Annotated in this window: 21 protein-coding genes; 11 read left to right on the top strand and 10 right to left on the bottom strand. The window is 57.9% G+C overall.

Annotated features, from left to right (window positions below; genetic code table 11):
- The first annotated feature begins 71 nt into the window (after positions 1-71).
- Positions 72-614, top strand: coding sequence for a replication initiation negative regulator SeqA (gene seqA / locus FHW74_RS13545; RefSeq protein WP_183170931.1), 543 nt, complete (start codon positions 72-74; stop codon positions 612-614).
- 24 nt (positions 615-638) lie between these two features.
- Positions 639-2,279, top strand: coding sequence for a phosphoglucomutase (alpha-D-glucose-1,6-bisphosphate-dependent) (gene pgm / locus FHW74_RS13540; RefSeq protein WP_183170930.1), 1,641 nt, complete (start codon positions 639-641; stop codon positions 2,277-2,279).
- A gap of 56 nt (positions 2,280-2,335) precedes the next feature.
- On the opposite strand, the gene potE is transcribed toward pgm, so the two are convergent.
- From potE to kdpF, 10 genes are all read right to left on the bottom strand, one after another.
- On the bottom strand, positions 2,336-3,649 hold the full coding sequence (gene potE / locus FHW74_RS13535; RefSeq protein WP_183170929.1) for a putrescine-ornithine antiporter: 1,314 nt from the start codon (positions 3,647-3,649) through the stop codon (positions 2,336-2,338).
- Positions 3,646-5,844, bottom strand: a complete 2,199-nt coding sequence (speF, locus tag FHW74_RS13530) for an ornithine decarboxylase SpeF (RefSeq protein ID WP_183170928.1) — start codon at positions 5,842-5,844, stop codon at positions 3,646-3,648. The genes potE and speF overlap by 4 nt, the downstream gene beginning before the upstream one ends.
- Positions 5,845-6,116: 272 nt before the next feature.
- Positions 6,117-6,221 carry a leader peptide SpeFL gene (gene speFL, locus FHW74_RS13525; protein ID WP_106875989.1) on the bottom strand — a complete coding sequence of 35 codons (105 nt, stop codon included), beginning with the start codon at positions 6,219-6,221 and terminating at the stop codon, positions 6,117-6,119.
- A gap of 473 nt (positions 6,222-6,694) precedes the next feature.
- Entirely contained in the window at positions 6,695-7,090 is a 396-nt protein-coding gene (locus FHW74_RS13520; protein ID WP_183170927.1) for a cell envelope integrity protein TolA, read from the bottom strand.
- Between the two features lie 48 nt (positions 7,091-7,138).
- Positions 7,139-7,816, bottom strand: coding sequence for a two-component system response regulator KdpE (gene kdpE, locus FHW74_RS13515; protein WP_183170926.1), 678 nt, complete (start codon positions 7,814-7,816; stop codon positions 7,139-7,141).
- A complete protein-coding gene (gene kdpD / locus FHW74_RS13510; protein WP_183170925.1) occupies positions 7,813-10,497 on the bottom strand; it encodes a two-component system sensor histidine kinase KdpD in 2,685 nt (894 codons plus the stop codon). The genes kdpE and kdpD overlap by 4 nt, the downstream gene beginning before the upstream one ends.
- 2 nt (positions 10,498-10,499) lie before the next feature.
- Positions 10,500-11,072, bottom strand: coding sequence for a potassium-transporting ATPase subunit KdpC (gene kdpC, locus FHW74_RS13505; protein WP_183170924.1), 573 nt, complete (start codon positions 11,070-11,072; stop codon positions 10,500-10,502).
- A 10-nt stretch (positions 11,073-11,082) separates the two neighbouring features.
- Positions 11,083-13,131 carry a potassium-transporting ATPase subunit KdpB gene (gene kdpB / locus FHW74_RS13500; protein ID WP_183170923.1) on the bottom strand — a complete coding sequence of 683 codons (2,049 nt, stop codon included), beginning with the start codon at positions 13,129-13,131 and terminating at the stop codon, positions 11,083-11,085.
- Positions 13,132-13,149: 18 nt separating this feature from the next.
- On the bottom strand, positions 13,150-14,826 hold the full coding sequence (gene kdpA, locus FHW74_RS13495; protein ID WP_183170922.1) for a potassium-transporting ATPase subunit KdpA: 1,677 nt from the start codon (positions 14,824-14,826) through the stop codon (positions 13,150-13,152).
- Complete coding sequence (gene kdpF, locus FHW74_RS13490; protein ID WP_125294524.1) at positions 14,826-14,915, bottom strand: K(+)-transporting ATPase subunit F; 90 nt, start codon at positions 14,913-14,915, stop codon at positions 14,826-14,828. Before kdpF ends, kdpA begins: the two co-directional genes overlap by 1 nt.
- 302 nt (positions 14,916-15,217) lie before the next feature.
- Here kdpF and FHW74_RS13485 point away from each other — a divergent pair, with 302 nt between their 5' ends.
- The 9 genes from FHW74_RS13485 to nei all read left to right on the top strand — a co-directional run bounded on the left by FHW74_RS13485 (position 15,218) and on the right by nei (position 22,550).
- The gene (locus FHW74_RS13485) at positions 15,218-15,424 is read left to right on the top strand and encodes a YbfA family protein (protein ID WP_125294523.1); all 207 of its coding nucleotides are present in this window, start codon (positions 15,218-15,220) and stop codon (positions 15,422-15,424) included.
- Positions 15,425-15,716: 292 nt separating this feature from the next.
- A complete protein-coding gene (gene tenpIN, locus FHW74_RS13480; protein WP_203125035.1) occupies positions 15,717-16,217 on the top strand; it encodes a type III toxin-antitoxin system TenpIN family toxin in 501 nt (166 codons plus the stop codon).
- A gap of 57 nt (positions 16,218-16,274) precedes the next feature.
- Positions 16,275-17,231, top strand: a complete 957-nt coding sequence (locus FHW74_RS13475) for a 2-thiouracil desulfurase family protein (RefSeq protein WP_183170921.1) — start codon at positions 16,275-16,277, stop codon at positions 17,229-17,231.
- Positions 17,232-17,243: 12 nt separating this feature from the next.
- Positions 17,244-18,665: a deoxyribodipyrimidine photo-lyase gene (gene phrB, locus FHW74_RS13470; RefSeq protein ID WP_183170920.1), complete on the top strand. Its 1,422-nt coding sequence runs from the start codon at positions 17,244-17,246 to the stop codon at positions 18,663-18,665.
- Positions 18,666-18,677: 12 nt separating this feature from the next.
- Positions 18,678-19,421 carry a type 2 GTP cyclohydrolase I gene (locus FHW74_RS13465; protein WP_183170919.1) on the top strand — a complete coding sequence of 248 codons (744 nt, stop codon included), beginning with the start codon at positions 18,678-18,680 and terminating at the stop codon, positions 19,419-19,421.
- A 14-nt stretch (positions 19,422-19,435) separates the two neighbouring features.
- On the top strand, positions 19,436-20,092 hold the full coding sequence (gene pxpB / locus FHW74_RS13460; protein ID WP_183170918.1) for a 5-oxoprolinase subunit PxpB: 657 nt from the start codon (positions 19,436-19,438) through the stop codon (positions 20,090-20,092).
- Positions 20,086-21,018 carry a 5-oxoprolinase subunit PxpC gene (gene pxpC / locus FHW74_RS13455; RefSeq protein ID WP_183170917.1) on the top strand — a complete coding sequence of 311 codons (933 nt, stop codon included), beginning with the start codon at positions 20,086-20,088 and terminating at the stop codon, positions 21,016-21,018. The genes pxpB and pxpC overlap by 7 nt, the downstream gene beginning before the upstream one ends.
- Positions 21,008-21,745 carry a 5-oxoprolinase subunit PxpA gene (pxpA, locus tag FHW74_RS13450; RefSeq protein ID WP_183170916.1) on the top strand — a complete coding sequence of 246 codons (738 nt, stop codon included), beginning with the start codon at positions 21,008-21,010 and terminating at the stop codon, positions 21,743-21,745. Before pxpC ends, pxpA begins: the two co-directional genes overlap by 11 nt.
- A gap of 13 nt (positions 21,746-21,758) precedes the next feature.
- Positions 21,759-22,550 (top strand): endonuclease VIII, encoded by a 792-nt coding sequence (gene nei, locus FHW74_RS13445; RefSeq protein WP_183170915.1) that lies wholly within the window; start codon positions 21,759-21,761, stop codon positions 22,548-22,550.
- The last annotated feature ends 15 nt before the right edge of the window (positions 22,551-22,565 follow it).

The raw sequence follows: 22,565 nt of genomic DNA, 5'->3' as shown, positions 1-22,565 counted from the left end.
CTATCCGCTGTTGGGGTTTGATCCTATACTCCCAACGATTTGTATTCAGAAAGACATCGCACTGGATTAAAATGAAAACGATTGAAGTTGATGACGACCTTTATCGCTATATCGCGAGCCACACCCAGCACATTGGTGAAAGCGCGTCCGACATTTTGCGTCGCATGCTGAAATTCAACCCCGCGCAACCGCAGGCCGAAAAACCGGCAAAAGAGAGCAGCGCGACCGTCGCCGTGATGGAACAGAACCCCGCCAACAACCCCAAAGATCGTGTACGCGCTGTGCGCGAGCTGCTGCTTTCTGACGAATACGCGGAGCAGAAGCGTGCCGTCAACCGTTTCATGCTGGTGCTGTCTACACTCTATACACTGGATCCAAAAGCGTTCGCCGATGCCACCGAGTCGTTGCATGGCCGCACCCGCGTCTATTTTGCGGGCGATCAGCAAACGCTTTTGCAGAGCGGTAATCAAACCAAACCCAAACATGTGCCAGGTACGCCATACTGGGTGATTACCAACACCAATACCGGTCGTAAATGCAGCATGATTGAACACATCATGCAGTCAATGCAGTTCCCGGCGGAATTGATTGAAAAGGTTTGCGGCACCATTTAACTAATGCGTCAAAAGGACCAGGCCATGGCAATTCATAACCGTGCGGGGCAGCCTGCACAACAGCGTGATTTGATTAATGTTGCCCAACTCACGGCACAATATTACGTGCTGAAACCGCAGCCGGGGAACAGTGAGCATGCGGTGAAATTCGGGACTTCCGGCCACCGCGGTAGCGCGGCGCGCCATAGCTTCAACGAGCCGCATATCCTGGCGATCGCCCAGGCCATTGCCGAAGAGCGCGCCAAAAATGGCGTTACCGGTCCCTGCTTTGTGGGTAAAGACACCCACGCGCTTTCCGAACCGGCGTTTATCTCGGTACTGGAAGTGCTGGCCGCTAATGGCGTGGATGTGATCGTTCAGGAAGATAACGGCTATACCCCGACTCCGGCGGTGTCTAACGCCATTCTGGTGCACAACCGCCAGGGCGGAAAACAGGCCGATGGGATTGTGATCACCCCGTCCCATAACCCGCCGGAAGATGGCGGCATCAAATACAATCCGCCCAACGGTGGCCCGGCTGATACCAACGTCACCAAAGTGGTGGAAGATCGTGCCAATGCGCTGCTGGCGGAAGGCCTGGCGTCGGTGAAGCGCGTTTCGCTGGATGAAGCCTGGGCCAGCGGCCACATCACCGCCAAAGATCTGGTGCAGCCTTTTGTTGAAGGACTGGCGGATATCGTCGACATGGCGGCCATTCAGAAAGCGGGCCTGACGCTGGGCGTCGATCCTCTGGGCGGTTCCGGTATCGAATACTGGAAACGCATCGCCGAACACTACAATTTAAACCTGACCATCGTTAACGATCACGTCGATCAGACTTTCCGCTTTATGCATCTGGATAAAGACGGCGCGATCCGCATGGACTGCTCCTCCGAATGCGCGATGGCGGGCCTGCTGGCGCTGCGTGACAAATTCGATCTGGCGTTTGCTAACGACCCGGATTATGACCGTCACGGTATTGTCACGCCGGCAGGGCTGATGAATCCGAACCATTATCTGGCCGTCGCCATTAACTATCTGTTCCAGCATCGTCCGCAGTGGGGCAAAGAGGTCGCGGTGGGCAAAACCCTGGTCTCCTCCGCAATGATCGACCGCGTGGTCAACGACTTGGGCCGCAAACTGGTTGAAGTGCCGGTGGGCTTTAAGTGGTTCGTTGATGGCCTGTTTGACGGCAGCTTCGGCTTTGGCGGCGAAGAGAGCGCCGGCGCGTCGTTCCTGCGCTTCGACGGCACCCCGTGGTCCACCGATAAAGACGGCATCATCATGTGCCTGCTGGCGGCGGAAATCACCGCCGTCACCGGTAAAAACCCGCAGCAGCACTATGACGAACTGGCTGCGCGCTTCGGCGCGCCGAGCTACAACCGTCTACAGGCGTCCGCGACTTCCGCGCAGAAAGCCGCGCTGTCTAAACTCTCTCCAGAGATGGTCAGCGCCAGCACCCTGGCAGGCGATCCGATCACCGCGCGTTTAACTGCCGCGCCGGGCAATGGCGCATCGATTGGCGGCCTGAAGGTGATGACCGACAACGGCTGGTTCGCAGCGCGTCCTTCCGGAACGGAAGATGCCTACAAAATCTACTGTGAAAGCTTCCTCGGCGCAGAACACCGCGCGCAGATCGAAAAAGAAGCGGTGGAAATTGTCAGCGAAGTTCTGAAAAACGCCTGAAATTAAGTCAACAGAAAAGGGAGCCTCGGCTCCCTTTTTTACTGCGGCAAATTCAACTAGCTATGTTTATTAGTCAGTTCAAAGCGCGGAGATACCAGCCCGTACAGCGTCCAGCCCATAAAGGTCACGATAGCGCCATACAGCATCGCTTCGGAACCAGAGGAGTAGAGCGCGTAGAAGCTGTAAATCGCCCCAATCAGCGCCACAAAGTTCGCCATTTTCGCCTTGCCTGGATCGACTTTCGCTACCTTCTGGATAATCACCAGCGCCGCCATCGACAGGATGTACGGAATGATGTTGGTGACAACCGCCAGGTTTACCAGCACGTTGAACTGGTTATTCAACGACGGGCTGATGGTCATCAGCGCCAGCACGCTCTGGAAGATCACGATAGTCAGCATGCCTTTAACCGGCGCATCGGCTTTAGACACTTTTGAGAAGATTTTCGGGAAGTAACCTTCATCCGCCGAAGATTTAAACACCTGGGCAATGGTAAATTGCCAGCCAAGCAGCGAGCCGCAGCAGGACATGACCATCAGGCCCATGATGACTTTACCCACGGTCGGGGTAAACATTTGCGCAAAGGCCAGCCCGAACGGCGCGGTGGAGTGTGCCAGGTCCATGTTCGGCACAATCCCGGCGATTACGTTGGTCGAGACGATGTAGATCACCGCCGCGCCCAGCGTCCCGCCCAGTACCGCGATCGGCACGTTGCGTTCCGGGTTTTCCACCACTTCGGTGTTAGCACAGGCAGATTCCAGCCCTAAAAATGCCCACAACGTCATGGCGATGGACGAGCCCACGGCATCAAAGAACGGCACGTTGTGCGGGTTCCACGATTCGGTATACATCGACGGGCTGAACCAGAACCAGCCAATCACCGACAGACCGACCACCGGAATGATCACGCCCCACACGGTAATGCCGCTGATTTGCCCGGTGATGCGCGCGCCGCCGAAGTTGGCGACGGTGCAAATCCACAGCACGCAGATAGTGGCGATACCGATCTGTACCGGGCTGAGCGTTGCGCCGAACAGTTCGCTACCATAACCCACTGCGGAAATCGCAATCGCCACGTTAGCGATCAGCAGCGACACCCCGTAGGTATAGTTAGCCATAAAGTTGCCAGATTTACCGAACGCGTATTCGGCATACCCGCCCATACCACCGGATTTGCGGCTGAACATCCCGCATTTGGCAAAGGCCCAGGCCAGCGCCATCGACCCTAACGCCGTCACCAGCCAGGAGATAATCGAAATCGTTCCCACTTCGGCCAGCTTGGTGGGCAGCATGATGATGCCGGAGCCCATCATGTTCACCATGGTCAATATTGTGAGCGGCACCACGCCCATCTTATTGGATTTACTCATAATCTGATTTCCTTTTGTACTGACGCTTTCACCACGGGCTGCTTGATAACGTGGCACCACACCTGTTTACGACCGTCATGCTCCTCGACATACACGCCCTGCAACTCCGGCGCGAAGCCCGGCAGCAGGTTGATGCCTTCTTCCAGCGCCTGGAAGTAGCGCAACACTGCACCGCCCCAGATCTCGCCCGGCACCACGCACAGCACTCCCGGCGGGTAAGGCAGCGCGCCTTCCGCCGCCACGCGGCCTTCGGCATCGCTGAGTTTCACCAGCTCGGTTTGCCCACGGATAAAGGCGTAGTTGGCGTCCTGCGGGTTCATCACCACGCGCGGGAAGTACTCCTTGCGGAACATCTCTTTCTGGAGCTGCTTCACGTTGTGGCTGGCGTAGAAGTCATGCATTTCCTGGCACAGTTGACGCAGGGTGTACTCGCCGTAGCGATCCTGATGCTGTTTCCAGAGCGACGGCAGCACTTCACTCAGCGGTGCGTCGTGTTCCAGTAACTGCTCGAAACGTACCAACAGCGCGACCAGTTGCTGCATTTTGCCCATCTCTTCAGCCGGGGTGAGCAGGAACAGGATCGAGTTGAGGTCGCATTTCTCTGGTACCACACCGTTCTCACGCAGGAAGTTGGCGAGGATCGTGGCCGGCACGCCGAAGGTGTCATACTCGCCAGTGGCGGCATTGATGCCCGGCGTGGTCAGCAGCAGTTTGCAGGGGTCGACGAAGTACTGGTGCTCCGCATAGCCCTCAAACGCATGCCATTTGTCGCCTGGAACAAAGTGGAAGAAGCGCAGATCGCGGGCGATCTGTTGGGTATCCCAGCTTTCCCATGCTTTGCCGTCAACGGTAGCAGGCACGAACGGACGGATATGGTGGCAGTTGTTGAGGATCAGCTTACGGGTATCGATCCCCACTTCCACGCAGTTCATCCACATCTGCTTGCCGCCTTCGCCTTCATGCATACGGGCGTTAACGTCAAGCGCCGCAAACAGCGGATAGAAAGGGCTGGTGGAGGCGTGCATCATAAACGCGTTGTTCATGCGCTTATGGGAAACATAGCGATCCTGCCCTTTGATATGGCTGTCTTTTTTGTGGATTTGCGAGGTCTGGGAGAACCCGGCCTGCTGCTTATGCACCGACTGCGTCACCAGAATGCCCGGATCGTTTTCGTTAAGCTCCAGCAGCAGCGGCGAACAGTCCGCCATCATCGGAATAAACTGCTCATAGCCCACCCACGCGGAGTCGAACAGGATGTAGTCACACAGATGACCAATCTTATCCACGACCTGACGCGCGTTATAAATGGTGCCGTCGTAGGTGCCTAACTGGATCACTGCCAGACGGAACGGACGGGCGTCCTGGGCGCGATCGGCGGCGACTTCGCGGATGCTGTCGCGCAGATAACGCTCTTCAAAGCAATGCGCGTCAATCCCGCCGATAAAGCCGTACGGGTTACGCGCCGTTTCCAGGTAAACCGGCGTCGCGCCTGCCTGCAACAGCGCGCCGTGGTGGTTCGACTTATGGTTGTTGCGGTCGAACAACACCAGGTCGCCCGGTGCCAGCAGGGCATTCAGTACCACTTTGTTAGAGGAAGAAGTACCATTAAGTACAAAATAGGTTTTATCGGCGTTAAACACTTTAGCAGCATGTTTTTGTGCCGTGCATGGCGCGCCTTCGTGGATCAGCAAATCGCCCATCGCCACGTCCGCATTACATAAATCGGAACGGAACAGGGTTTCGCCAAAGAAATTCACGAACTGATTGCCGGTGGGGTGGCGGCGGAAGAACTGGCCGCCCTGATGGCCGGGGCAATCGAACGCGCTGTTGCCTTGTTTGACATAATCCACCAGGGCACGGAAGAACGGCGGTTTCAGGCTGGTTTCGTATTTCGCTGCGGCGGCCTCAAGCTGGCGGCCATAGAATTCTGAACGAGACTCGCTGATTTCAAACACGCCGTTGATACGCGCTAACCAGTGTTCGGGCACGCGTTCATTATTATGGGTGGCGATAAAAATCGGCAGACCAAATCCGGTACGCTCGATTTTATCAATAATACCGTTATCGATATCGGCTAGCGCCACGACGGCGGCAGCGACATCAATAAAATCGGTATCCATAATTGAAACGACTTCCCGTTGGGTATTAACGCAGTCCGGACAGATGCGGCTAACCGCAATTTTTAACTTTTGCATAGTAATCCTGAAATTTAAGCAATACTTTCCCGCAATTTCTTTATTGAAGAAATTGAATGGCACCGGAAATTAAGCAAAGGAATATTGTGCAGCCAAACGGCAGCAAAATAATCGACGCTATTTTTTTAGGATGAATAAAGCCCGTCAATCCGGCGATTGAAGTAAAAAAATTGGCTTTATCAGAGATCAGACGCGAACGCGCGCAGGCATTAAGCCCCAGGTAAACATGGGCGTGAAGAGGCCTGTGCTACGGCGCACCTGCCAGGACGTGACTATCGGGCGTTGAAGAAGTGGAAGTCAAAGCTGTTACGGTGGGCAAACATCATTATATGTGTGGTTCGCCTTATATGCGGCATTAACCGATTGTTGTTTTCCATAATTAAATCCTTTTCTAAATAAAGGCGAGGCTATTTTATCTCCGGGAAAAGGATAAACCGTGATGGGTATCAATAAAACGAATTAGTTTTACGACATAACACCATTAGAGGAAATTAATGCAGAGGAATTCTCTGTTGTTGGCGGGTTATTAGCCTATTTATTTGGTTAACAATTCCCAGTGAAATTAATTAACAAAACCATGTTAACTTACGTTTAATATTAAATTAAATATTGGCTAATTATTCAAATTATAATCTTCATTATTCAGCGAGCCGCGCGATGCCGATACGGCTGGCGCACATTAAAAAAGACAGGGATGCGCAATTGATAAATTCTGAATTCTTGCCAAACTGCATAAAAATGCACACTAATGAATAGCGTCAATTGTTAATGCAGACAAACGCTCAGAAGCGACCATCGCGGGCTTTGTTAACAAAAAGGTTCAGGATCCCAGCGCATTGCCTGAAAATTCTCATTTTGGAATCAAATCAATGACCAACCCCTGTTGGAGACGATCAACCATCGCGGTGGGCGGCGGTGGCAGCTGATGCAATTGCGTGGCGGCCGCCATTACCCGGTCGCACCAGCGGGTATCGCCGCCCAGACGTGTGACGTCAAGAATGACGCCTTCTGCATCAGTGGTAACGCGCAGGGTGCAAAGCTTACCGGCGTAGCTGCTGGTATCGCTAATCTGGTTGTAAATCTCCTGGGTGATGACGTGTGCATAGGAATCATCATTGGGCGCCGTTCGCTGGCCAACAGGAAACGAAACGCCCGCGCCCACACCCACACTGGGAAAACCTGTGCCCACACCCACGCCTAACTGCGTACCCGAGCAAGCGCTGAGGGCCAGAATTGTCGTCGTCAAAACAAGAACGTTTTTCATCACAGATACCCTCAACATCAGTAAACGTGCTTACAGCATAAACCGATAGCCAATTCCGGTTTCGGTGAGTAAATGCCGGGGACGCGCCGGGTCGGCTTCCAGTTTCTGGCGCAAGTGACCCATATAAATGCGCAGATAGTGGCTGTGTTCCACCGCATTCGGGCCCCATACCTGGTTTAATAGCTGGCGCTGGGTCAGCACTTTTCCATGATGGTTCAACAACAGCGCCAGTAAACGGAATTCGATGGGGGTAAGGTGGATCTCCTCGCCATCACGCGTAATATGCCGCGCGGGAATATCCACACGAATACCGGAAAACTGATAAACCGCGTCGCCCTCAGGCCGCGTTTGCTGGCGGCGTAGCGCCACGCGTAGCCGCGCCTGCAACTCGCCAATGCCGAAGGGTTTGCTCAGGTAATCATCCGCGCCAGCGTCCAGTGCGGTGATTTTATCGGTCTCTTCACTGCGTGCCGACAGCACGATAATCGGCACCTGGCTCCACTGGCGGAATTCCTGAATAAAGCGGGTGCCGTCGCCATCCGGCAGGCCCAGATCGAGGATCACCAGATCGGGCTTGCGGGTGGCGGCCTCAATCAGCCCACGTTGCAGCGTTTCCGCGTCATAAACGCGCAGGGAATCCGCTTCCAGCGCGGTACGCAGAAAACGGCGGATCTCTTTTTCATCTTCAATAATCAGAACGGTAGTCACAGAGCCTCGTGAATATCCGCCAAATCCGGCGGTGTGGGTAACGGCAACTGAATATGAAAGCTGGCACCGCCTTCGGGACGATTACCGGCGACGATGATCCCGCCATGGACATCAACAATAGCCTGGCATATTGCCAGCCCAAGCCCAACTCCCGGGATCGCCGATTCTTTATCTCCGCGCGAAAATTTCTCGAAAATCGCCTGTTCCTGACCAGAAGGAATGCCTGGCCCGGTATCCCACACCTCAATATCCAGCCAGTCAGGCTGCGCCTTGCTGCGAATGCCGATCTGCGCGGTGCTGCCGGCATATTTGACGGCGTTTTCCAGCAGATTGATCAGCACGCGCTCAAACAGCGGGCCATCGACATATATCAGCTGCAACGGGTCGGGAAGATCCAGCGCAATCTGCCGCCCGGCCAGACCGGGCTCCAGCATATTCAGCGCGCTACCCACCACTTCTTCCAGCGTGAGCCATTCGCGTTGCAGATTAAACCCGCCGGACTGAATACGCGCCATATCCAGCAGATTATTGACCAGCCGGGTGGTATTGAGCACATGCTGGCGGATGTCGCTGGCCTGACGGGCATGAGCGGAACCTTCGCTTGCCAGATCGAGGGTCAAGATTTCCGCCTGGCCGAACAGCACCGTGAGCGGGGTGCGTAAATCGTGTGACAGCGCCGCCAGCAGGGAGTTACGCAGTTGCTCGCGCTCGCTGGTCAGCCGCGCCTGCTCTTCGCTTCGGGTCAGGGCCAGCCGCTCCAGCGCGTTCGCCGCCAGCAAAGTAAAGGTTTCCAGCAGGCGCTGCTGCTCAGGGATCATCAGCAGCCGCAGGTTCGCAGGTTCGACAATCACCAGCCCAACGGTTTTGCCCGCCGCGCGCAACGGCACAATCTGATAGGGCACGCCGGGGAGCGTATCGGTCCCGGCGCCTGCGGGCTGGCCGTTATCAAAACTCCAGCGGGCAATGGCCTCATCCCAGAACGGCGTCACGCTCTCGTCAGGCTGCGGTTTTAACGCCCCGTGCTCGTTGGGCAACAACAGCTGGCTGCGGGCAAAAAACGTGGTATCGATAAACTGGCTGCTGGTGGCGGCGATATCTTGTGTCGTGCGGCCCACCGCCAGGGATTTGGATAACTCATACAATGAACGGGTGCGCTGCTCGCGATAGCGGGCGACACGCGCCTGGTAACGCACACCGGCGGTAAGATTACCGATAACCAGCCCCACGGTCAGCATCACGCCGAAGGTGAGCAGATATTGCATATCCGACACCGCCAGCGTGCCGCGCGGATTGACGAAAAACAGATCAAAGCTCAACACGTTGATGACCGTCGCCAGCACCGAGGGCCAGCGTCCGTAGAACAGCGCCACGATCACCACCCCCAGCAGATAGAGCATCACCAGGTTCGCTGCTTCAAAGGCGATTAACCAGCGGCTCGCCAGCAGGGTGATTAACGCACAGAGCGCCACCGCCACTGCGCAACCTTTAAGCTGGACGCGCCAGCGCTCGCTGAAACTGCGGCTATCGTCAGGTTTGGCTGCCGACGGAGCGGGAGCGTCTTCCAGCGCCACCACCAGCACATCAAGGTCCGGCGCATAGCGGTTGAGGCGATCGGCAAAGGTATCACGCCAGAACAGGCGACGCGGGCGTTTGCCGATCACGATTTTGCCGAGATTGTGCTCCCGGGCGTAGCGCGCCACCGCTTTTTCTTCCGCCGATTCCGCAAGGGTGGCGGTTTGCGCGCCCAGCTCCTGCGCCAGGCTCAGCGCCTGCAAAATGGCGCGGCGTTCGGCCTCCGGCAGGCGATGCAGGCGTGGGGTTTCAACATAAACGGCGTGCCAGACGCTGCCGAGTTTTGCCGCCAGCCGGGCGGCGGCGCGCACCAGCTTTTCATGGCCGCTGCCGCGCCCGATGCACAGCAAAATCGCATCCCGGGTATGCCAGACCTTTTCCTGGCCGGGATTATCGCGCCAGGCGCGCATCTGATCGTCCACCCGATCGGCGGTACGCCGCAACGCCAGCTCGCGCAGGGCGATTAAATTGCCTTTACGGAAGAAATGTTCGATGGCGCGTTCCGCCTGGCCCGCGATATAGACTTTGCCTTCATGCAGCCGCTGGCGCAGATCGTCCGCCGGGAGATCCACCAGCACCACGTCGTCGGCGGCATCGAAAATTGGATCGGGTACGGTTTCACGCACCTGGATCCCGGTGACGCCGCCCACCACATCGTTCAGGCTTTCAAGATGCTGAACGTTGACGGTGGTGAACACATCGATGCCCGCCGCCAGCAGCTCTTCCACATCCTGCCAGCGTTTAGGATGACGGGAGCCCGGCGCGTTGCTGTGGGCCAGTTCATCCATCAGGATCAACGCCGGATGGCGCGCCAGCGCGCCGTCCAGGTCAAATTCCGCTACCAGGCGACCACGATGCGCCAGCCGCTTTAACGGCAGCATCGGCAAGCCCTCCGCCAGCGCGGCGGTTTCCTGGCGTCCGTGGGTTTCAACGACGCCCACCAGCACGTCCAGCCCCTGCGCGCGCAGACGCCGCGCCTCGGCCAGCATGGCGTAAGTTTTACCGACACCCGCGCAGGCGCCAAAGAAAATCTTCAGCTTGCCGCGGTGTTGCCCGCTGGCGCGCGCCAGCAGGCGATCCGGATTGGGGCGCGAGGGCTCCTCAGTCATCTTCAGTCCTTATTGGCATCCAGCGCCAGGTTGAGCTCCAGCACGTTGACAACCGGTTTGCCGAGAAACCCGATCAGCGGTGTTGAGGTATGGGCCTCCACCAGCCGGGCGACGGTTTCCGCGCTCAACTGGCGGGCCGCCGCGATGCGGGGGATCTGCCAGCTTGCCGCCTCGGGTGAAATCCCGTAATCCAGTCCGCTGGCCGAGGCGGTAACCAGATCGACCGGCACCGCCGGGCTGGCGTTCGGGTTAGCGGCGCGTAAGGCCGCCACGCGCGCGGCAATCTGTTTATCCAGTTCCGGGTTGCTGGCGGCAAGATTACTGCCCCCCGATGCCAGAGGATTATAGGGCGTTTCTGCGGTGGCAGAAGGGCGGCCCTGAAAATATCCCGGCTGGGTGAAATCCTGGCCGATCAACCGGGAACCACGCAGCCGATCATGTTGATAAATCAACGACCCTGCCGCTTTATCGGCAAACCACCATTGTCCCAGCAGGGTGGTTAACAGCGGATAAACGCCGCCAGTGATAAGCGTAAGCAACAACAGTAAAAGAATACCCGGACGTAATATCGACATACTTTTCTCCTTATACCAGGCCGAGCGCCGTCAACACGACATCAATTAACTTAATGCCGATAAACGGCACCAGCAGCCCGCCCAGCCCGTAAATCCACAAATTGCGGCGCAGCATCGCGGCGGCGCTGAGCGGTTTATAACTCACCCCTTTCAGCGCCAGCGGGATCAGGAAAATAATGATCAGGGCGTTGAAAATCACCGCGCTGAGAATAGCCGAGGCGGGGGAGTGCAGATGCATCACGTTAAGCGCGTTGAGTTGCGGATAGGTCACGGCAAAGGCCGCCGGAATAATCGCAAAATATTTGGCGACGTCGTTGGCGATACTGAACGTGGTGAGCGAGCCACGGGTCATCAGCATCTGCTTGCCGATATGCACTACTTCAATCAATTTGGTGGGGTTGGAATCGAGGTCCACCATATTGCCCGCTTCCTTCGCCGCCTGGGTGCCGGAGTTCATGGCTACCGCCACGTCGGCTTGCGCCAGCGCCGGGGCGTCGTTAGTGCCATCGCCGGTCATCGCGACCAGACGGCCCTGGCTCTGGTACTGGCGGATCAGCGACAGCTTGGCTTCCGGCGTCGCTTCCGCCAGGAAGTCATCAACCCCCGCTTCCGCAGCGATCGCGGCGGCGGTCAGCCGGTTATCCCCGGTGATCATCACGGTTTTAATGCCCATTTTGCGCAGCTCGGCAAAGCGCTCTTTGATGCCGCCTTTGACGATATCTTTCAGGGCGATAACGCCAAGCACGTTGGCGTTTTCCGCGACCACCAGCGGCGTACCGCCGGTACGCGCCACGTTTTCCACCAGGCTTTCCACCGCCGCCGGGAACTGCCCGCCGTTGACTTCAACATGACGGCGCACCGCGTCCACTGAGCCTTTGCGGATCATCCGCTGCTGGAAGTTAATCCCGCTCATGCGGGTCTGGGCGGTAAAGGGCACAAAAGTGGCTTGCAGGGTTTGGACGTCGCGCTCGCGCAGATTAAAGCGCTGCTTGGCGAGGACCACAATGCTGCGGCCTTCCGGGGTTTCGTCCGCCAGCGACGCCAGTTGCGCCGCATCGGCCAGGGTATGTTCATCAACGCCCGGCGCAGGAAGAAATGCCGACGCCTGACGGTTGCCTAGCGTGATAGTGCCGGTTTTATCCAGCAGCAGAACGTCCACGTCGCCTGCCGCTTCTACCGCGCGCCCGCTGGTGGCGATCACATTCGCACCCAGCATTCGGCTCATCCCGGCGACGCCAATCGCCGACAGCAGCCCGCCGATGGTGGTCGGGATCAGGCACACCAGCAGCGCCACCAGCACGGTGACGCTCACGGCATTGCCCGCCCAGGCCGAGAACGGCCACAGGGTGGCGGTTGCCAGCAAAAACACCAGTGTCAGCGCCACCAGTAAAATGGTCAGCGCAATCTCGTTGGGCGTTTTGCGGCGCTGCGCGCCTTCAACCATGGCGATCATCCGGTCAAGGAAGGTTTCCCCGGGATTAACGCTGCACTCAATCACCAGCCAGTCGGAAAGAATGCGCGTCCCCCCCGTGACCGAAGCGAAATCGCCGCCGGATTCACGGATAACCGGCGCGGACTCGCCGGTTATCGCGCTCTCATCCACCGACGCGCCGCCTTCCACTACTTCGCCGTCGCAGGGGATAATATCGCCGGCTTCCACGTACACCAGATCGCCTTTACGCAGTTCGGCGGCAGGGATTTTATCGCGCTGCGCGTCATGGTGCGGTGCCCGCAGTTTGCGGGCCCAGGCGGTTTTCTGCACCCCTTTGAGGCTGTTCGCCTGGGCTTTGCTGCGGCCTTCCGCCAGCGCTTCCGCCACGTTGGCGAACAGCACGGTAAACCACAGCCACAGGCTGATGATCCCGGTAAACCCGGCGCTGCCGTTGAGCACGCCCGCGGCCATCGCCACCGCCAGCACGGTGGTTAACAGACTTCCCAGCCAGACGATAAACATCACCGGATTGCGCCACTGGGCGCGCGGGTTAAGCTTGATAACGGCGTCAATCATGGCCTGGCGAAGCAGTGCGCCATCGAACAGGGCCAGCGTCTTACGACTCATGAATCGCTCTCCGCAAGATTATTGAATAAAGTGATCCGCCACCGGGCCGAGGGCCAGGGCAGGGATAAAGGTCAACGCGCCCACCAGTAGCACGGTGCCGGTCAGCAAACCGATAAACAGCGCGCCGTGCGTGGGCAGGGTGCCGATGCTGGCCGGCTGGGATTTTTTCTCCACCAGCGAACCGGCAATCGCCATCACCGGGATAATCACCAGGAAACGGCCCAGCCACATACAGGCGGCGAGCAGCAGGTTCCAGAACGGGGTATTGGCGCTCAGCCCGGCAAAGGCGCTGCCGTTGTTGTTAGCGGCGGAGGAGACGGCGTACAGCACCTCGCTGAACCCGTGCGGGCCGGGGTTAAGCATGGCGCTGCGTCCGGCCTCGGTCATCATCGCCAGCGCGCTGCCGAGCAGCACCAGCGCGGGCGTCACCAGAATCGCCAGCGCGGTGAGCTTCATCTCTGGCACGTCGATTTTTTTGCCCAAATATTCCGGCGTGCGGCCAATCATCAGCCCGGCGATAAACACCGCCAGCAGCACGAACAGCAGCATGCCGTACAACCCGGAGCCCACGCCGCCGAACACCACTTCGCCAATCTGCATCAGCCACATCGGCACCATACCGCCCAGCGCGGTGAGCGAGTCGTGCATCGCGTTTACCGCTCCGCAGGACGCCGCCGTGGTCACCACCGCATACAGGCTGCTGGCGAGAATGCCGAAGCGGCTCTCTTTGCCTTCCATATTGATGGCGCTGTCGGCTCCGAGCGCCGTCAGGTGTGGGTTACCCTGGGTTTCCGCCCACATCACGACTGCGGCGCACACCACAAAGATCAATGCCATCGTGCCGAGGATCGCCCGGCCCTGGCGGCGATCGCCCACCGCTTCGCCAAACGCCAGGCACAGCGCCGCCGGGATCAGAAAAATCGCCAGCATCTGGGCAAAGTTGGTTAATGCGGTTGGGTTTTCAAACGGATGAGAGGAGTTGGCGTTAAAGAAGCCGCCGCCGTTAGTGCCCAGCAGTTTGATTGCTTCCTGGGAAGCCACCGGCCCCATCGGCAAAACGTGCTGTACGCCTTCCAGCGACGTCATCGGTAAATAGTCGGAGACGTTCTGGATCACGCCCAGCTGGATAAACAGCAGCGCCAGCACCAACGACAGCGGCAGCAGCACCCACAGCGTAATGCGGGTGAGATCCTGCCATGCGTTGCCCAGCAGCGTGGTGGAATGCCGCGAGAACGCGCGGATCAAGGCGAACACCACCGCAATACCGCTGGCGGCAGAGAGGAAGTTTTGCACCGTCAGGCCAGCCATCTGGCTTAAATAGCTGAGCGAACTCTCTCCGGCATACGCCTGCCAGTTGGTATTGGCGACAAAGCTGACGGCGGTATTCAGCGCCAGATCCCATGACATTCCCGGAAAGCCCTGCGGGTTTAACGGCAGATGGCCCTGCATCATTAACAATGCAAACAGCACGGCCAGCCCGAACAGGTTAAACGCCAGGATCGCCAGCAGGTACTGCCGCCAGTTCATCTCCTCGTCACGAATGCCGCACAGCGGCCACAATATCGATTCGACCCGGCCCAACACCGGCAACGGTTGCCCGTCAATCAATCTGGCGAGCAGGGCCGATAACGGTTTCGCCAGCGCCAGCAGCACGACGATAAACCCGGCAATCAGTAAAAACGCGCTGGAAGCCATCAGAATGCCTCCGCGTTAATCAGGGCATAAATCAGATAGCCGATTAACAGAAAGACCAGCACCACGCCGGCAATTACACCTGCACTCACGATCCACCTCCATTGGGGAAACAGGAATGCAACAAGGGTAAAAATAGGCGTGCAAAGATGTTGTAAAAAACCGACCCGGCAGGTGTAAAAAAAGTATAAAAATCCTAAAGACCTTTATTTAACTAATGGTTAGTAAAAATTTAACCATTATGTAACTTAATTACGGCGCGAAGTGTAAAGATCGGTGTTTTGGGTAAATTAAGTGGTCGGAGGAGTAGTAAAATTACAGCCAAAACGGTAATATTTTCGACAGATACAGATTCCCGGTGAAGATTACCGGTCAGCAAAAAGGGGAGAAACTTATGTCTTTATACAAAAAATATCCTGCGCATCAGGTCTTCCTGCGTCGCGCCCTGGTTATCGTGGCAGGCATTGTGGCGCTGCCGGTGATGCTGCTGTGGAAAGACCGCGCGCGCTTCTACAGCTACCTGCACCGCGTCTGGTCGAAAACCAGTGAAAAACCGGTATGGATGGCCCAGTCCGAAGCCGCCGCCAGCGATTTTTATTAATCGTTGGGTAAGTGAGAAAACCGCCGATTACCCGGCGGTTTTTTTATCGGCGATGACAAAAAAAACCTCTAAGCGTCTGCCTAAAATTCCGTTTGGTGGAACGCCATAACATTGACTGTTGCGCATATTTTAGTAGCATTAACCAGGTAGTTTGTGGCGGTAGGAACATCCCCACGTTAAAAACATAAATTCCTTGTTATTGTTGTGGCGGTAGGAACATCCCCACGTTAAAAACCTAAATTCCTTGTATCAACTACCTTAAAAACCCCGGCGAAAGCTGGGGTTTTTTCGTATGGGATCTTCAGAGATGGAACTCAAAAAATTAGACAAGTCATTCTATCTGGCTAATCCGGTGCTCGTTCAGGCGCTGGACTTCGATATGGCGACCAATACCTGGTTTAACAACGGAAAAGTACGCGGGCACGGGGTCGTCCAGATTCGCCTAAATGAATTAACATTTGCCATCCCCGTTCGCTCAACTATCCAACATAGCGAAAGTTTTATTCTGGAAATCAATCGCGGACCGGACAAACGCAACAAGGGTATGGGGCTTGATTATTCAAAAGCCGTATTATTGCGTGAGAGCAACCATATCAGCTCAGACATTTTTCTTCTGCGAAGTAAGGTGGCTGGTAAAAAATTACTGGGGAAGCAAGCGCATATCACCCGAAAATTTGCCCACTATGTTGAACGTTACATTAAGGCTGTTCAGAAGCAGGATCGAAATATTTTAAACAGCATCGGTTATCGGCACACCACCCTGGTTAACTATCATCCAGAATTAGGTTTGTGATTCAGTTGAACCAGACTTCATTGCTACACTTACTTTACGCATCAGTAAGGAGTAGCTATGGACGAGAAAATCCCGGTTGGCATCAGCGCCTGTTTGTCCGGGGAAAAAGTGCGTTTCGACGGTGGTCATAAACGGCTCGCTTTCGCGGTAGAGGATCTCTCCCCCTGGGTTCGTTATGAACCCGTCTGCCCGGAGATGGCGATTGGCTTGCCGGTGCCGCGCCCCGCGCTGCGGTTGGTCAAAGACGATGATGGTGCCGTATCGCTGCGCTTCAGCGATAAGCGCGAAGGGGATTTAACCGCCGATATGGCGGAATTTTCCCATCAGCGTATCGCGCGCCTTTCCCACCTTTGCGGCTACATTGTCTGCGCCAAATCACCGAGCTGCGGGATGGAGCGGGTGCGGGTCTATGACAAAGATGGTAAAAACAACCGCAAAGCCGGGCGTGGGATCTTTACTGACATCCTGATGACGACCTTTCCCTGGCTGCCGGTGGAAGAAGACGGGCGGCTGCACGACCCGGCGATCCGCGAAAATTTCGTCGAGCGCATTTACGCGCTGCACGAACTGAACCAACTGCGTACCCAGGGCCTGACGCGCGGCGCGCTGATCGCCTTCCACAGCCGCTATAAGCTTCTGCTGCTGGCCCATTCGCAGCAGCAATATCGCGAGCTGGGGCGCTTCGTGGCTGTTATCGATCAATGGGACGATCTGGAGCTGTACTTCAATGAGTATCGTCAGCGCTTGATGACGCTGATGTCCCACCACGCCACAAGGCGTAACCACACTAACGTGCTGATGCACGTGCAGGGCTATTTCCGCCCGCATCTCAATGGCCGTCAGCGCCAGGAGCTGGCAGAGTTGATTGACCGCTATCGTCAGGGCACCCAGCCGCTGTTAGCGCCCGTCACTCTGTTAAAACATTATCTGGCGGAATATCCCGACGGCTATCTGGAACAGCAGCGCTATTTCGACCCTTTCCCGGAGGCGTTGCGCCTGCGCTATGGCAATTAACTCAGGAGCTTTATGACCACCCATCTGGTCTGGTTTCGCGCCGATCTCCGCGTGAATGATAATCTTGCGCTCGCGGCGGCCTGCCGTCGCCCGGAGGCCAGGGTGATTGGCCTGTTTATCGCCACCCCGCAGCAGTGGCGCGATCACCATCTCGCGCCGCGCCAGGCGGCGTGGATACAGGCGCACCTCCACTCCCTGCAACAATCGCTGGCGCAAAGGGGCATTCCTCTGACGGTGCTTGAAGTGGATGACTTTGCCGCCTCGGTAGAGGCGCTGGAAAACTTTTGCGATGAGCACAACGTTGATGCGCTGTTCTACAACTACCAGTACGAACTGAACGAACGCCTGCGCGACGCCGCGATGGAAAAGCGTCTCGGGGATACCCTGGTGTGTCAGGGATTTGACGATTACGTGCTTCTCGCGCCGGGCAGCGTTACCACCGGCAATCATGAGATGTATAAAGTCTTTACACCCTTCAGCCGCGCGTTTATCAAACGGTTGCATGAGGGGCTGCCGGAGTGTGTTAACGCGCCTGCCGTGCGGCAAAGCGGGCCGCTTGCAACGCCCGATCCGTTTAAACCGTTCGATTACCCGCAAACCGAGCTGGACCCGGCGTTATTCCCGGTGGGCGAAGCCGCCGCGCTCAACCGCCTGCGCCAGTTTTGCCGCCAGCCAGTGGCGGACTATGATAAAAAACGGGACTATCCCGCCATCGATGGCACCAGCCGCGTGTCACCCTGGCTGGCGATTGGCGTGCTCTCGCCGCGTCAGTGCCTGCATCGCCTGCTGCGCGAGCATCCTGACGCGCTGTCTGGCGGAACCGGCGCGGTATGGCTTAACGAGCTGATCTGGCGCGAATTTTATCTGCATGTTCTCGCCTTCTGGCCCGCGCTGTGCCGCTATAAGCCGTTTATTCCCTGGACCGACCGGGTGCAGTGGAACAACGACGAGGCGCAGTTCACCGCCTGGTGCGAGGGGAAAACCGGCTACCCGATTGTCGATGCCGCCATGCGCCAGATGAACACCACCGGCTGGATGCATAACCGCTTACGGATGATTGTCGGCAGCTTTTTGGTGAAGGACTTGCTTATCGACTGGCGCAGAGGGGAACGTTATTTTATGTCGCAGTTGGTGGATGGGATGCTGGCGGCCAATAATGGCGGCTGGCAATGGGTGGCCTCGACGGGGCATGATGCGGCACCCTGGTTTCGCATTTTTAACCCGACCACCCAGGGCGAACGCTTCGACCCGCAGGGCGATTTTGTGCGCCAGTGGCTGCCGGAACTCAACGATATTCCCGGTAAAGCGGTGCATCAGCCGTGGCAATGGGCGCAGAAGCAGGGGGTGACGATTGATTACCCACAACCGATTGTCGAACACAAACAGGCGCGAGTCGCCACGCTCGCGGCATATGAAGCGGCGCGCAAACAGTAACAGGGAGCCATCATGAAGAATACCGAACTGGAAAGCCTGATCAATCAGCAGCTTAATAGCGCGGCCTTTAACGACTATGCGCCAAACGGCTTGCAGGTCGAAGGGCGCGAAACCGTGCAGAAAATTATCACCGGCGTGACGGCAAGCCAGGCGCTGCTCGACGAGGCGGTTCGCCAGCAGGCGGATGCGGTAATTGTTCACCACGGCTATTTCTGGAAGGGCGAGTCGCCCGTCATTCGCGGCATGAAGCGCCAGCGCCTGAAAACGTTGCTGGCGAACGATATCAACCTTTATGGCTGGCATCTGCCGCTGGATGCCCACCCGCAGTTGGGCAATAACGCCCAGCTCGCCGCGCTATTAGGCATTGAGGTCAAAGGCGAGATTGAACCGCTGGTGCCCTGGGGCGAACTGTCGATGCCGGTGCCGGGGCTGGAACTGGCTTCGTGGATTGAGGCGCGGCTGGGTCGCCGTCCGCTGTGGTGCGGCGATACCGGGCCTGCCGACGTGAAACGCGTCGCCTGGTGTACCGGCGGCGGCCAGAGCTTTATCGACAGCGCCGCGCGCTTTGGCGTTGATGCGTTTATCACCGGGGAAGTCTCCGAACAAACCATCCATTCAGCGCGCGAGCAGGGGCTGCATTTCTATGCCGCAGGCCATCACGCCACCGAGCGCGGCGGCATTCGCGCCCTGAGCGAGTGGTTGAACGAAACCACCGATCTGGATGTGACATTTATCGACATCCCTAATCCAGCTTGAGTAAAGGTGAAACAGTGCAGCGAGCGCGGTGTTATCTGTTAGGAGAAAGCGCGGTGGTTCTGGAACTGGAACCGCCAGTCACTCTTGAAAGCCAGCAGCGGATCTGGGGCCTGGTGCAGCGTCTGGCGGACGTACCGGCGGTAGTGGAAGTGATCCCGGGGATGAATAATATCACCGTGACGTTACGCGATCCGGCCGCCTCGGCACTGAACGCCATTGAGCGCTTGCAGCGCTGGTGGGAAGAGAGTGAGGCGGTGACGCTGGAATCACGGCTGATTGAGATCCCGGTGATCTACGGCGGCGAACAGGGCCCGGATCTCGCTGAAGTGGCGCGCCACACCGGGCTCAGCGAGCGCCAGGTGGTAGAACGCCATGCGAACGCGGATTATATCGTCTACTTTATCGGCTTCCAGCCGGGGTTCCCGTATCTCGGTGGGCTGCCCGCCAGCCTCGCCACGCCGCGTCGCGCCGAACCGCGTCTTGAGGTGCCTGCCGGATCGGTGGGGATCGGCGGTAGCCAGACCGGGATCTATCCGTTGCCCACCCCCGGCGGCTGGCAACTTATTGGCCGTACCGATCTGCGGTTGTTCGATCCGCAACGTCAGCCTGCCACGTTATTACAGCCCGGCGACCGGGTGCGTTTTGTGCCGTCTAAGGAGGGCGTGTGTTAGAGATTATTCGCGCAGGGATAAGCACCACGGTGCAGGACGGCGGACGGCACGGCTTACGCCAGGCGGGCATTAGCCGCTGCGGCGCGATGGACACCCCCGCGCTGCGCATCGCCAATTTACTGGTGGGCAATGAGCCGGATATGGCGGCGCTGGAAATGACTCTCGGGCAATGCACTGTCGCCTTTCATCAGGACGGCTGGTTCGCGTTAACCGGCGCGGCCTGCGGCGCAACCCTTGACGGCCACTCCGTGTGGACCGGCTGGCGCTTGCCGGTACGTGCGGGCCAGCAGTTAAAACTGGCGCTGCCGAAGCGCGGTATGCGCAGCTATCTGGCGGTTGCCGGCGGCATCGACGTGCCGAAAATCATGGGGTCGTACAGTACCGATTTAAAAGCCGGTTTCGGCGGGTTTGAAGGGCGCAGGCTTCAGGATGGCGATCGCCTGCCGTTGCGCCCGGCGACGCGCAAATTCCTGCAAAGCCGCGGGGTGCATCAGCTGCTGTGGGGCAACCGCATTCGCGCCTTGCCGGGGCCGGAATATCACGAATTTTCGCCTGCCGCCCGGGAGGCGTTCTGGCGCGCGCCCTGGAAGCTCAGCCCGCAAAGCAACCGCATGGGTTACCGGCTCAACGGCCATGTGCTCGAGCGGACAGAATCCCGCGAACTGGTTTCTCACGGCCTGCTGCCCGGCGTGGTACAGGTGCCGCATAACGGCCAGCCCATTGTGCTGATGAATGACGCCCAGACCACCGGCGGCTACCCGCGTATCGCCTGCGTGATCGAGGCGGACATGTACAACCTGGCGCAGCTGCGTCTTGGCGAGCCGCTGCATTTCGATCGTTGCACGCTTGAAGAAGCGCTGGAAGCGCGGACGCATCAACAACGCTACTTTGAACAACTGGAATGGCGGCTGGCGAATGAAGATTGATTTAAACGCCGATCTTGGCGAAGGCTGCGGCAATGACGCGGCGCTGCTGAAACTGGTGTCATCCGCCAATATCGCTACTGGCTTCCATGCCGGGGATGCGTTGACCATGCAACAAAGCGTACGGCTGGCGCTGGAAAACGGTGTGGCCATCGGCGCGCATCCTTCTTTCCCCGATCGCGATAATTTTGGGCGTAGCGCCATGGCGTTGCCGCCGGACACGGTTTACGCCCAAATGTTGTATCAGCTTGGCGCGCTGGATGCGATAACCCGCGCCCAGGGCGGGCGGATGACGCACGTCAAACCGCATGGGATGTTGTACAACCAGGCAGCCCGCGATCCGCAGCTTGCCGACGCCATTGCCCGCGCAACCCGCGATTTTAATCCCGCGTTGCGGCTGGTGGGGCTGGCGGGCAGCGAGCTGATTTTCGCCGCCCGGCGTTATGGTTTACGCGCGCGCCAGGAAGTGTTCGCCGACCGGAGGTATCGCGCCGACGGGACACTGGCGCCGCGCAGCGAGCCGGACGCATTAATTGATAATCAAGATGATGCGCTGACCCAAACGCTGGCGATGGTGGAGCAGGGGAGCGTGGTTGCCCGCGACGGTACCCGGGTAGCGGTACAGGCCGAGACGGTCTGTATTCATGGCGATGGCGCGCACGCGTTAGCGTTCGCCCGCAGGCTGCGTGAGGTATTTTTAGCGCGCAACATTGCTATTACCGCTGAGTAGCTAAGGAATCTTTATGCCAGAAGGGCCGGAGATCCGCCGCGCGGCGGATACCCTGGAGGCAGCAATCCAGGGCAAACCGTTAACCGCAGCCTGGTTTGCGTTCCCCGAATTACAACCTTTTCAGGCGAGCTTGATCGGTCAACATGTGGTGCGGATGCAAACCTGTGGCAAAGCGCTGCTCACTCATTTTTCCGGCGGGCTGGTACTGTATAGCCACAACCAACTTTACGGCGTCTGGCGGGTGGTAAAAGCGGGCGCGCAGCCGAAAACCACACGTATTTTACGGGTTCGGTTGGAAACCGCGGATAAAGCGATTTTGTTATACAGTGCGTCGGATATTGCGATACTGACCCCGGAGCAGGTGGCGCAGCATCCTTTCCTGACCCGTATTGGCCCGGACGTGCTGGATATGACCCTGACGGCGGACGAGGTAAAAGCGCGGCTGTTGAGCCCGCGTTTTAACCGCCGGCAGTTCAGCGGTTTGCTGCTGGACCAGGCGTTTCTGGCGGGGCTGGGCAACTATCTGCGGGTAGAAATCCTCTGGCAGGCCCAGCTCGCGCCGCGCCACAAAGCCGCTGAGTTAACGGAGCCGCAACTGGACAGGCTCGCCACCGCCTGTCTGTCCATTCCGCGCCTTTCTTACCAGACGCGCGGACAGGTGGACGAGAACACGCACCACGGGGCGCTGTTCCGCTTTGAAGTGTTTCACCGTGCCGGGAAAAAATGCCGGCGCTGCGGGGGGATCATTGAGAAAACCACGCTCTCGTCGCGACCGTTTTACTGGTGCCCTGGCTGTCAGCAATAAAAAAACGCGCCCTGA

This window comes from Atlantibacter sp. RC6 (assembly GCF_014193285.1).
Taxonomy (GTDB): Bacteria; Pseudomonadota; Gammaproteobacteria; order Enterobacterales; family Enterobacteriaceae; genus Atlantibacter.
The sequence above is the reverse complement of the archived record's forward strand: the minus strand, read 5'-3'. Positions and strand labels throughout refer to the sequence as shown.